This window comes from Paenibacillus sp. BR2-3 (assembly GCF_046529485.1).
Taxonomy (GTDB): domain Bacteria; phylum Bacillota; class Bacilli; order Paenibacillales; family Paenibacillaceae; genus Paenibacillus_AQ.
The window spans coordinates 2178861-2190502 of record NZ_CP126311.1; the positions used below are offsets into that span (position 1 = coordinate 2178861).

At 51.5% G+C, this 11642-nt stretch carries 14 protein-coding genes; 12 read left to right on the forward strand and 2 right to left on the reverse strand.

Features of this window, described 5'->3' with window-relative positions; all coding sequences use genetic code 11:
- The first annotated feature begins 9 nt into the window (after positions 1–9).
- Entirely contained in the window at positions 10–720 is a 711-nt protein-coding gene (lipB, locus tag PaeBR_RS10345; protein ID WP_410514724.1) for a lipoyl(octanoyl) transferase LipB, read from the forward strand.
- 48 nt (positions 721–768) lie between these two features.
- On the opposite strand, the gene prli42 is transcribed toward lipB, so the two are convergent.
- A complete protein-coding gene (prli42, locus tag PaeBR_RS10350; RefSeq protein ID WP_410514725.1) occupies positions 769–870 on the reverse strand; it encodes a stressosome-associated protein Prli42 in 102 nt (33 codons plus the stop codon).
- A gap of 94 nt (positions 871–964) precedes the next feature.
- Between prli42 and PaeBR_RS10355 the strand changes: the two genes are divergently transcribed.
- Entirely contained in the window at positions 965–2092 is a 1128-nt protein-coding gene (locus PaeBR_RS10355; RefSeq protein ID WP_410514726.1) for a tripeptidase T, read from the forward strand.
- Between the two features lie 5 nt (positions 2093–2097).
- On the opposite strand, the gene PaeBR_RS10360 is transcribed toward PaeBR_RS10355, so the two are convergent.
- Positions 2098–2319, reverse strand: coding sequence for a hypothetical protein (locus PaeBR_RS10360; protein ID WP_410514727.1), 222 nt, complete (start codon positions 2317–2319; stop codon positions 2098–2100).
- Positions 2320–2395: 76 nt separating this feature from the next.
- Here PaeBR_RS10360 and PaeBR_RS10365 point away from each other — a divergent pair, with 76 nt between their 5' ends.
- The 10 genes from PaeBR_RS10365 to PaeBR_RS10410 all read left to right on the forward strand — a co-directional run bounded on the left by PaeBR_RS10365 (position 2396) and on the right by PaeBR_RS10410 (position 11591).
- Positions 2396–2968: an NUDIX domain-containing protein gene (locus tag PaeBR_RS10365; RefSeq protein WP_410514728.1), complete on the forward strand. Its 573-nt coding sequence runs from the start codon at positions 2396–2398 to the stop codon at positions 2966–2968.
- On the forward strand, positions 2932–4176 hold the full coding sequence (locus PaeBR_RS10370) for an endonuclease Q family protein (protein WP_410514729.1): 1245 nt from the start codon (positions 2932–2934) through the stop codon (positions 4174–4176). The genes PaeBR_RS10365 and PaeBR_RS10370 overlap by 37 nt, the downstream gene beginning before the upstream one ends.
- 55 nt (positions 4177–4231) lie before the next feature.
- Positions 4232–4882, forward strand: coding sequence for a stage II sporulation protein M (gene spoIIM / locus PaeBR_RS10375; protein ID WP_410514730.1), 651 nt, complete (start codon positions 4232–4234; stop codon positions 4880–4882).
- A gap of 88 nt (positions 4883–4970) precedes the next feature.
- Positions 4971–5438, forward strand: coding sequence for a Fur family transcriptional regulator (locus tag PaeBR_RS10380; protein WP_410514731.1), 468 nt, complete (start codon positions 4971–4973; stop codon positions 5436–5438).
- A gap of 422 nt (positions 5439–5860) precedes the next feature.
- Positions 5861–6094 (forward strand): DUF4227 family protein, encoded by a 234-nt coding sequence (locus tag PaeBR_RS10385; protein ID WP_410514732.1) that lies wholly within the window; start codon positions 5861–5863, stop codon positions 6092–6094.
- Positions 6095–6212: 118 nt separating this feature from the next.
- Positions 6213–7106: a site-specific tyrosine recombinase XerD gene (gene xerD, locus PaeBR_RS10390; protein ID WP_410514733.1), complete on the forward strand. Its 894-nt coding sequence runs from the start codon at positions 6213–6215 to the stop codon at positions 7104–7106.
- A gap of 224 nt (positions 7107–7330) precedes the next feature.
- Positions 7331–8509 carry a phosphopentomutase gene (gene deoB, locus PaeBR_RS10395; protein ID WP_410514734.1) on the forward strand — a complete coding sequence of 393 codons (1179 nt, stop codon included), beginning with the start codon at positions 7331–7333 and terminating at the stop codon, positions 8507–8509.
- Between the two features lie 19 nt (positions 8510–8528).
- On the forward strand, positions 8529–9353 hold the full coding sequence (locus PaeBR_RS10400) for a purine-nucleoside phosphorylase (protein ID WP_410514735.1): 825 nt from the start codon (positions 8529–8531) through the stop codon (positions 9351–9353).
- A 37-nt stretch (positions 9354–9390) separates the two neighbouring features.
- A complete protein-coding gene (locus PaeBR_RS10405) occupies positions 9391–10257 on the forward strand; it encodes a purine-nucleoside phosphorylase (protein WP_410514736.1) in 867 nt (288 codons plus the stop codon).
- 2 nt (positions 10258–10259) lie between these two features.
- Positions 10260–11591 carry a pyrimidine-nucleoside phosphorylase gene (locus tag PaeBR_RS10410; RefSeq protein ID WP_410514737.1) on the forward strand — a complete coding sequence of 444 codons (1332 nt, stop codon included), beginning with the start codon at positions 10260–10262 and terminating at the stop codon, positions 11589–11591.
- Positions 11592–11642: the final 51 nt, after the last annotated feature.

The following is an 11642-nucleotide window of genomic DNA, read 5'->3' on the forward strand; positions in this document are numbered from 1 at the left end:
TGTCGAGGCATGAGCATCACGAATGCACGCAAGCTGGCCATTTCGTACACGCCTATGATGGAGTACGGCAGTGCCTGGAAGCTGCAAAAAGAAGCAGTAAAAGCTATTGATGCCGGTGACCAGCCGGAACAGCTTATTCTTTTGCAGCACCCTCCTACGTATACTATCGGTTCACAGAACCATCCCGAGCATCTCCTCCTGGGCGGCGAGCAGTTGAAAGAACGGGGTATCGCCTTGTTTGAAATCGACCGGGGAGGAGATATTACATATCATGGACCGGGTCAGCTAGTGGGTTATCCTCTTCTGCTTATTGGGGAAAACGGGAAAGTGAATCTGCACGGATATCTGCGTAACCTTGAACAGGTTATCATTGATTATCTGGGTTCCTATGGCATTGTTGGTGATCGCAAACCGGAATACACGGGTGTATGGGTAGGCGATGAGAAAATCTGCGCGATCGGTGTCAAGTTCAACAAAAGCCGGTCCCGCAGAGGATTTATCACCAGCCATGGGTTCGCATTTAATATCAGTGCGGGAATATCACAGATGGGCTTCCAGGGCATCATTCCCTGCGGTATTACGCAGTATGGTGTCACTTCATTGGAGGAATGCCTGGGGGTTAGCCTTGAAATTGAAAAGGTTGCCCGTCAGCTGGTGCCTTACTTCCTGAACCGGTTTTCATATGAGGAGTTTGAACAAGAGTCAGGAAATGCCGAATAGCAGCCGGAAAGGTCCGGCTGCTATAATTAGCTTGCAAAGATGTGACGATTACCCTGCAAGGAAGGGCTCGATAACGACCATCAAGGTAGAGGCGATCATGGCGATCAGCATCACGTAGATGAAAATGCGGAACCATTTTTGACGTTGCATGAGTGACTCCTTTAGAATTAGTTTAAGTTAAGAACATAAAGCTTGTTACCCAGTAGATCTATTGTAACGTATCCGTGAAAGAGAGGGAAGTCCATTGACAGCACAAGACCGATTGATTCAGGAGTTTATGGAGCTTGTCCGTATTGACAGCGAGACGGGAAATGAACGGCAAATTGCCGATGTCCTGAAGAAGAAATTCAGCGACCTTGGACTGGAAGTTGTTGAAGATGACTCCCAGGAAAGAACGGGACATGGCGCCGGTAATTTGTTCATCACTTGGCCCGCAGAGAATGGCGGAGAGGCACTGAAGCTGCTCTTCACCTGCCATATGGATACCGTTGTTCCAGGTAAAGGCATTAAGCCTGCGCTTGGAGAAGACGGCTGGATTACCAGTGACGGCAGTACTATTCTTGGGGCTGACGACAAAGCCGGGCTGGCCGCGTTATTCGAAGCTATCCGTGTTATTCAGGAGCAGAAGCTTCCGCACGGACAAATTCAATTTGTCATCACAGTAGGTGAAGAAGCGGGGCTGTTAGGGGCACGTTCAATGAATCCGAATCTTTTGGATGCCGATATGGGCTATGCCTTGGATTCAAACGGTGAGATTGGTGCGATCGCTGTGGCTGCGCCTACACAGGCGAAGGTGACCATGCAAATCTTTGGCAAATCGGCTCATGCAGGTGTTAATCCGGAGGATGGCATCAGTGCCATTCAAGTGGCCAGCAAGGCGATTGCGGCCATGAAGCTGGGACGCATTGACAGTGAGACAACGGCCAACATTGGCAAATTCGCGGGCGGCGGCCCTACGAATATCGTTTGTGACCACGTACAACTGGACGCGGAAGCACGCAGTATTGTTCAGGAGAAGGTTGACAAGCAAGTGGCGCAAATGCGTGAAGCACTGGAGACTACTGTTCGTGAATATGGCGCGGAGTGTGAGTTCCGCAGTGAAATTATCTATCCGGCATTCAGCTTCAATGAGAATGACCCTGTGGTCCAGCTTGCCAATCGGGCGATTTCGTCCATTGGGCTCACGCCGCGCCTGTTCCATTCCGGCGGAGGCAGTGATGCGAATGTGTTCAATGGCTTGAAGGTTTCGACGGTGAACCTGGCTATCGGTTACGAGCATATTCACACAACCAAGGAACGGATCAAAGCCGGGGATATCGTTAAGGCGGCTGAAATGGTTGTGGCTATCATCAAAGAGAGCGTCAAAGGCTAAATTTATTAGGTGCACACAGAGGAGCTTTCCCCGGATCGGTCGATCCCGGCGGAGGGCTCCTTGTATTTTTTCAGGCAGGATAGATCACTATGTAGTGACAGAACGTAGGCGAGTGGCATATCCCGTCCATATTGCTGTATCCACTGAGCCAGCACGGCTTTAATCTGATTCGGTGTGCCCGCCATTATAAAAGCGGAGGAGCTTGTACGGCTGAAGATGTCATTCATGGACGGTTCCTTCTTTCCAGTTAAGTTTGTTATAATACACCGTATGCAGAACTGAGCCAAAGGAGACCTGATGAAAATGAAAAAATACGAACTGAAGCCTAACCCGGCCCTGGATGAAGAAACTTTGTCTTCGAAGCCTATTTTTGACGGGAAAATCATTACACTCCAGGTGGACACGGTGCGTCTGCCGGATGGCAACACGGCTACCCGTGAGGTGGTGAAGCACCCGGGAGCGGTGGCAGTACTCGCCTTGAACAACAATAAAATGCTTGTTGTGGAGCAGTATCGCCAGCCTATGCACCGCACCGAGGTGGAGATTCCGGCAGGCAAGCTGGACCCGGGGGAAGACCCTTTGTATGCTGCAGGACGCGAGCTGCAGGAGGAGACAGGTTTTCATAGCGGAGAGCTTTTTCTTCTGAAGTCGTTCTATACTTCTCCCGGATTTGCTGACGAAATCATTCATTTATATGTGACAGAGAATGCCGAGCCCGGAGAAATGGCGCTGGATGAGGATGAGTTCCTGGAGGTTGCTGAGCTGACGCTGGAAGAAGCCTACGAATATATAGAGAGCGGGCGCATCGCTGACGCAAAGACGATGATGGCGGTGTACGCATGGCATCTTTACACCTTGACGGGACAATGGCACTAGAACCGGAACTTAAGGCCTGCTATTGTGACCTGCATGTTCATATTGGCAAAACATCGGACGGTCATTCGGTTAAAATCAGCGGAAGCCGCGACCTGACCTTTGCGGGTATTGCCAAAGAGGCGGCGCAGCGCAAGGGGATGGAGCTGGTGGGTATCATAGACAGCCATTCACCTCCAGTTCAGCGCGATATTATGGATTGTCTGGATTCCGGAGAAATGACCTCTGCGAAAGGCGGCGGCATTGCTTACCGGGGAACAACCATTGTGCTGGGGGCGGAGATTGAGATCCGTGAACCGGGACGGAAGGAATGCCATGTCCTGGCTTTTATGCCGGATCTGGAGACGATGCAGGACTTCAGCAGCTGGATGAGCCGCCATATGCGGAATATTAACTTAAGCTCCCAGCGCTTGTACGCTCCGGCACGGGTGCTGCAGGATGAGATTTACGGGAGAGGCGGGCTGCTGATTCCTGCCCATATTTTCACTCCCCATAAGGGCTTGTATGGCTGCAGCGCGGAGCAAATGGCCGATATTTTTGACCTGGATCGCATTGCGGCCGTTGAACTTGGGCTGAGTGCGGATTCAGAAATGGCCGGGTATATCAGCGAACTTGACCGGTATACCTTCCTGACCAACTCCGATGCGCATTCCCTGGGGAAAATCGGCCGTGAATATAACGTTATGGAGCTTGCGGAACCTTCCTTTGCGGAGCTGAGGTTGGCGCTGGAACGTAAAGAGGGGCGCGGGGTAACGGGCAACTTTGGACTGAATCCCCGGCTCGGCAAGTACCACCGGACTTACTGCAGCGGCTGCGGGAGCATCATCGATGAAACTTTCGCCACTTCAGAGCGCTGTCCTTATTGCGGCAGCCCGAAGCTGGTGCAAGGCGTGCTGGACCGGATTCTGCATATCGCCGACCGCGAAGAGCCGGTAGTGCCTGCTCACCGTCCTACGTACCACTATCAGGTGCCGCTTGATTTCATACCGGGCCTTGGAAAAGCTAAGATGAATATTCTCTTGGAGGCTTTTGGCAGCGAAATGAATATTATACACAAGGCCGGTGAACAGGAGATTGCAGCGGTCGCTGGAGCAGATTTGGCCGCCAAAATCGTCGCCGCCCGCTCCGGTGTTCTTGAGCTGTCTGCAGGGGGCGGCGGGACCTACGGCAAAGTAGTTCAGGCAAGGGGCAGACTAAAGGACAAGTCATAGAATGGGGCGTTTCTTCATATGGTGTAACATATGACCGGAAAGGAGAACGTCCAAGGTGCGAAACATCCGACTGATGGTAAAGGAACAGACGCCTTTGTATATTTTTGTCGCCGTTTTATTCTTGGTAGGGGTTATCTTCGGGGCCCTCATTGTCAGCGCGATGACGCTGGATCAGCAGCAGGATTTGGGGGAGTACCTGGGTAATTTTTTTATTACGGTGGATCAACAGGGGCTGCCTGCCGATCCGGAATCGTTCTGGAGCATCGCCGGTCTCCATCTTAAATGGATTGGCCTGATCTGGATTCTTGGGCTCTCTGTAATCGGGCTGCCAGGCATTCTTATTCTTGATTTTCTCAAAGGCGTGCTGATCGGGTTCACAGTCGGTACTCTGATCGCCCAATATTCCTGGCACGGGTTGTTGTTTGCACTGGTTTCGGTCGCCCCGCATAATTTGGTCCTGATTCCAGTGCTTTTGGTTAGCAGTGCGGCTGCGATTGCCTTCTCTTTGCACATGATCCGCAGCCGGGTACTGGGCCAGCGCCGGAATTCGGTAACCCGCCCTTTTGCCATGTATACGGTGTTGTCGCTCTCCATGGCGGTGCTGATTTTGGGTGTTTCCAGTTTTGAAACCTGGGTAACACCGGCTATGATGCGCTGGGTAACGCCTTCACTTATACAAGCTGTTACGGACTCCGCCGCATTGTAAAAGCGTTTGACTTCTCAAAGTAACTCCCCCTATAATGAAAGAAGTGGTTTGAGCCCGGTGCGGTAATTTTCCAAGGGGGAGGCAGACAATGGAAGCCCGGATAGATAAAATCAAGCAGCAGCTACAATCCCATGGATATAAGCTTACACCTCAACGGGAAGCTACCGTAAGGGTGCTCCTGGAGAACGAGGAGGATCATCTCAGCGCCGAGGACGTATTCATGCTCGTGAAAGAGAAAGCTCCCGAAATCGGTCTGGCCACCGTATATCGTACCCTGGAATTGCTTAGTGAGCTTCATGTTGTGGAGAAGATCAACTTTGGCGACGGGGTGGCCCGTTATGATTTGCGTACGGACACAGCGAAACATCATCACCATCATCTGATCTGTGTGCAATGCGGCAGTATGGACGAAATCCGTGAGGATTGGCTCGGTCCGCTGGAAGAAAAGCTGGAGATCGAATTCAATTTTACGGTGATTGATCACAGGCTCGATTTTCACGGGATATGTCACCGCTGCAAGGACAAGAATAATTCGGACGGGAAGCGTCCTGAGTAATATTTATAAATAAGAAATTTTTATAGATAAGGAATTAGTTCAAAAGCTCTCCCCGGCAAGGCTGCCGGAGAGGGCTTTTTAAAATTTATATAGATTGAACTGAGGAGATATAAGGTTTGGGTGAAAGTAACGGAGGGGGATTTTTGGAACTGGAGGAGCGTTAGCGACCGCCTTTGTCTCCGGATTTCATCCGCGAACGCGGTAAAATTAAAGAAATTCTTACGACAACAGCGGCCGGAAGTCCAAACATTCACCGTAGTTACGACCACACTCCGAATGAAAAAATTTTCAGTACTATCTATTTAGATAGTCCGGGGAAGAAAGATACATAAGAAATCACTTAGCGGCATAAGGTGAAGGACCGGGTTTGTCCCGGTCTTTCGAAGCCAGTTTTGCTAAAGCAAAACTTAAGGAGGAACAAGATGATTATCTCTATACCCAAATCCGTGCGCCGGCTGTACCTGATGATCATGTTTGTGGCGCTGAGCTATTTGCTCTATTATGTAATGAGTATTCTTCAAGGCTGGATTAACCCGATTAACAACTACGGAATACCGGAGGGGTCAGCAGTGCGGGCATTCCATAATGATCACCGGAGCAGCGATGAGATGAATCCGGAGGAGCGTTTACGTTTTTATTATTGGTACGGTGAGTAAGAAGTCATAGTAAGCAGGAAAAAGGATGAAGAATGTCGAATGGAAATCAGGGTAGTCCACTCTGAAGTGCTGTGCCTGAGTCACAATGACCGGCGGCGTAAGACAGGAGCGTGAATTGATGAAGGCATACTTGGAGCCCTTTATGCTTTATCTGTCCAGGGATAAAGGCTTGTCCCGGAACACGTTGGAATCTTACGGACGGGATATATCGCAGTTTCTGGAGTTCGCCTTGGAGCGGGGCGCAGAATCGCCGGAGGCGATTAAGAAGTCTCATGTTACGCTCTATCTCGGCGGTCTCCGTCAAGCAGGACGGGCCGCGGCAACGGTTAACCGGAATACGGTATCGATCCGTTCCTTTTTTCATTATTTGCTGAAAGAACGGCTGATCGGACAGGACCCTTCGCTCGATATGGAATCGATGAAACCGGAAAAGAAGCCACCGATGGTGCTTACCGTGCAAGAGGTGGAGAGACTGCTTGCCGCACCGGACGGTAATACGGCCCAAGGCATGCGGGACAAGGCCATGCTGGAGCTGCTCTATGCTACCGGAATCCGGGTATCTGAACTGATTTCACTCAATGTGGATGATGTCCATACCGGGATGAAGTATGCCCGGTGCTCCGGGGCTTCAGGCAAGGAAAGAGTGGTTCCGATAGGGAACATTGCGGCAGAGTGCGCGGCAGTTTATGTAGCAGATATGCGGGATAAGCTGCTTAGGCAGGACGAACTGGAGCCGGCACTGTTCCTGAACAGTCTGGGCGGACGTCTAACCCGGCAAGGCTTTTGGAAAATCATTAAGAAATACGCCAGGGAAGCCGAGATCGGGCAGGATATCACCCCTCATACGCTGCGGCATTCCTTCGCTGCCCATTTGCTTGAAGGTGGTGCAGACCTGCGCTCTGTGCAGCACATGTTGGGACATGCCGATATTTCGACAACCCAGATTTACAGCGGAATCGCACGCAGGAACATGAAGGAAGTATATGAGAGTCATCACCCAAGGGCTCGGTAAATGAACCTGTGGGGACGCTTTATTTTAGCGTGAATTCAGGGGCTTGCAGTGTAGCTTTATGTTAAAATTAGAAGTTTTCCTGGAATAGGGGAGAGCATAACGCTTTCAAAGGGTACTATAAGGATATTGGAAACGGATACCGTAGTCTATGTGGACTGGCAAGCCGTTTCTTCTTGTTGGACAGATGAAATTAATATGCATTTAATGAAGGAGTGGAGACTGCGATGTCCTCTTTTAATCGGATTTGCTTTATTGTTTTGGACAGTGTGGGTATCGGAGAAGCGCCGGATGCTGCAGGCTTCGGGGATACGGGATCTCATACACTGGGCCATATACTGGAACGGGTTCCCGGACTTACGCTGCCCAACCTGCAGCGGCTGGGACTTGCAAATATCGAGCCGCTGCCACCGCTTGCGCCTGTGACGTCGCCGACCGGGTATTATGGCAAGATGAAGGAGGTTTCCGTAGGCAAGGATACAATGACTGGCCATTGGGAGCTGATGGGGCTGAAGATTGAGGTTCCTTTCAATACCTATCCCGACGGTTTTCCGGCAGAGCTGATTGAGAAGTTCGAAGCAGCGACAGACCGCAAAGTGATCGGCAACAAACCGGCTTCCGGCACGGAGATTCTCGTTGAATACGGCGAGGAGCAAATGAAGACAGGGGCATGGATTGTGTATACCTCCGCTGATAGCGTATTCCAATTGGCTGCGCATGAGGACATCATTCCGCTGGAAGAGCTGTACAGCGCCTGCAAAATAGCCCGTGAACTGACGATGGCTCCCGAGTTCTCTGTAGGCCGTGTTATTGCGCGTCCATATGTGGGTGAACCGGGCAATTTCAAACGCACGCCGAACCGTCACGATTATGCGGTGAAACCGCCGGAGGCAACGGTGATGAACGCTCTGGCGGATATCGGCAAGGATGTGATCGCTGTAGGCAAGATCAATGATATTTTCACGGGTGAAGGAGTTACGGCTAGCTACCCCACCAAGAGCAACGAGCATGGTATAGAGATTACGATTGAGCAGCTTCGTCAACCTTTCAATGGATTACTCTTTACGAACCTGGTTGATTTCGACTCCCTGTATGGTCATCGCCGTGATCCGCAAGGCTATGGACGCGCACTGGAAGTGTTCGACGAGGCCCTGCCAGAAATTATCGAGACGCTGGGCGATAAGGATTTGCTCATTATCTCAGCCGACCATGGCAATGATCCAGTACATAGCGGTACGGATCATACGCGTGAATATGTGCCTCTGCTCGTATATAGCCCAGGCCTGCACCATCCGGACAGCCTCGATGTCAGAGAGACGTTCTCCGATGTGGCGGCAACGATAGCCGATAACTTCGGGGCCAAAGCGCCGCAGTACGGGACAAGCTTTTTGGGAGAATTGAAATAGACTTAGGAGGAACTTGACCATGAACGGAATTAGCAAAAGCACGATAGAGGAAGCAGCCGCTTATATTAAGGGTAAAAGTCCGGAAGCGCCGGAGATTGGTCTGATTCTCGGCTCCGGTCTTGGCGTTCTGGCCGATCTGATTACGGATGGGATCAGCATTCCTTACCATGAGATTCCGCATTTTCCGGTATCCACGGTAGAAGGACATGAAGGTGAGCTGCTGATAGGCAAGATCGAAGGACGTCGTGTCGTGATGATGAAGGGCCGTTTTCATATGTATGAGGGCTATGGTCCAGAGACAACGGCCTTCCCGGTACGGGTCATGAAAGAGCTCGGGGTTACTAGTTTGCTTGTAACCAATGCTGCTGGCGGTGTGAACACAAATTTCACTCCAGGCGATCTAATGCTGATTATCGACCAGTTGAATCTGACCGGCCGTAATCCGTTAACCGGACCCAATGATAATAAGCTTGGCGTGCGATTCCCCGATATGTCATCGGCTTACAGCCGCCGCCTGATTGAGATTGCCAAAGAAACGGCTGCTGCACAGGATTATGAGTTCAAGGAAGGCGTATATGCGGGGCTGCTCGGTCCTACCTACGAAACTCCGGCAGAGATCGTTATGTTGCGCCGTCTAGGTGCGGATGCGGTAGGCATGTCGACGGTATCGGAGACGATAGTTGCCCGCCATGCCGGTATTGAGGTGCTAGGTATTTCCTGTATTACAAATATGGCGGCCGGCATTCTGGATCAGCCTTTGGATCACAGCGAGGTCATGGAGACGGCTGAACGGGTGCGGGAGCGCTTTTTGAAGCTGGTATTGGCTTTTATTCCAAAGCTTTAGCAGCTAATAATCTATTTGAGATCGGGAGGATAATGATATGACACAAATTGCAAATACTGCTGCTTACGGCGTACAAGTCAAAGAAGCGGCTGAATATGTAAAATCTAAACTGGGAGCTTACTCCCCAAGCATCGGTTTGATTCTGGGTTCCGGCCTTGGCGACCTGGGTGATCAAATTGAGAATGCAGTGTATCTGCCATACGAAGAAATTCCGCATTTTCCGCGTTCTACGGTTGTTGGCCATGCCGGCCGCTTTGTGATCGGGAAGCTGGAAGGCAAGGACGTTATTATTATGCAGGGCCGTTTTCACTTCTATGAAGGCTACGCTATGCGCAAGGTCGTTCTTCCGGTATACGTGCTGGCCAAGCTCGGCATCACAACCCTAGTAATTACAAACGCCGGCGGCGGCATGAACAAAGCCTTCAAGGCAGGGGATCTGATGCTGATTACCGACCATTTAAATATGACCGGCGACAACCCGCTGATCGGCCCCAATGATCCGGAGCTTGGCGTACGATTCCCTGATATGTCCCGCGCTTATGATCCGGAATATATTGCGCTTGCGAAAAAGCTTGCTACGGAAGTTAAAGGTCCGGAAGGAGAAACGCTTCAGCTCCAGGAAGGCGTATATGCCGGTATCAGCGGACCGACTTATGAAACTCCGGCTGAGCTCAAAATGCTCGCTTACCTCGGCGGCGATGCTGTAGGCATGTCCACCGTTCCTGAGGTGATTGCAGCCAGCCACAGCAAACTGCGTGTGCTCGGCATCACCTGCATTACCGATATGGCTATTGGAGATGAGCTTGAGCCGTTGACTCATGAGCAGGTGGTTAAGGTGGCAAACCTGACCAAACCGAAATTCATCGGACTGGTTCGTGCGTTCGTGCGCGAAGTCCAGGTTTAATTATGAGAGCAGTCGATATTATCCAGAAAAAAAGAGACGGCGGAGAGCTGACCCGCGAGGAGATCTCATTTTTGATTCAAGGCTACAGCCATGGTGAAATTCCGGATTACCAGCTTTCAGCATGGGCCATGGCTGTATACTTCCAAGGAATGAACGCACGGGAAACCGGTGATTTGACGCTGGAAATGGCCATGTCCGGTGATCAGGTGGATCTCAGTCCGATTGCAGGAATCAAGGTAGACAAACACTCTACCGGGGGCGTGGGCGATAAAACCACGGTTGTGCTGGCTCCGCTCGTGGCAGCAGCCGGTGTGCCTGTGGCCAAAATGTCCGGACGAGGGCTCGGGCATACCGGCGGGACCATCGATAAGCTGGAATCCATCACAGGCTTCTCCGTGGAGATGGACCGTGAGCGCTTTTTTGCCCAGGTTGGCGAGATCGGCGCAGCGGTGATCGGCCAATCCGGCAACATTACGCCTGCCGATAAGAAGCTGTACGCGCTGCGTGATGTAACGGCGACTGTGGAATCCATTCCGCTGATCGCAAGCTCCGTGATGAGCAAGAAAATTGCCGCAGGAGCAGACGCTATCGTACTGGATGTCAAAACCGGCAGCGGCGCTTTTATGAAAACACTGGACAAGTCGATTGCACTGGCACAGGCGATGGTGGATATCGGGACTCATCTGGGACGCAATACCGTAGCGGTGATCAGTGATATGGACCAGCCGCTGGGATTCGGCATCGGCAACGCCCTTGAAGTCAAGGAGGGCATTGAGACGCTGAAGGGTCATGGACCGAAGGATTTGGAGGAGGTCTGCCTTATTCTTGGCAGCCACATGCTCGTGCTTGGCGGCAAGGCCAAGGATGAAGCGGAAGCCCGGTCCATCCTGAAGGCTCATATCGAGGACGGCTCCGCATTGGAGAAATTCAAGCAAATGGTTGGAGCGCAGGGCGGAGATGTATCACAGATTGAGTCACCTGAAACACTGCCCACGGCCTTTACCTTCATCGAAGTGAAGGCAGCGGTCAGTGGTTATGTAGAAGGCATTCAGGCTGAAGAGATCGGTATTGCGGCGATGCTGCTCGGGGCAGGCCGTGAAACGAAGGAATCCGTCATAGATCTTGCCGTAGGCATTCATTTGTCCAAAAAAGTCGGGGATGCCGTCGAGCAAGGCGAGACGCTTGCCGTTCTGCATGTGAACGAAGCCAGTGAAAGCAAGCTTAATGAGGCTAAGAGCAAGGTTCTGGAGGCTTACCGCATTTTCTCCGAACCGGTTGTTGCGCAGCCGCTGATTTATGCGCTCGTTACGAAAGACGGCGTCACCCGGTATTAGTTATTTTCCATTAAGTAAAGGTTCTGAACCTATAAAAGCACCTCACAATCG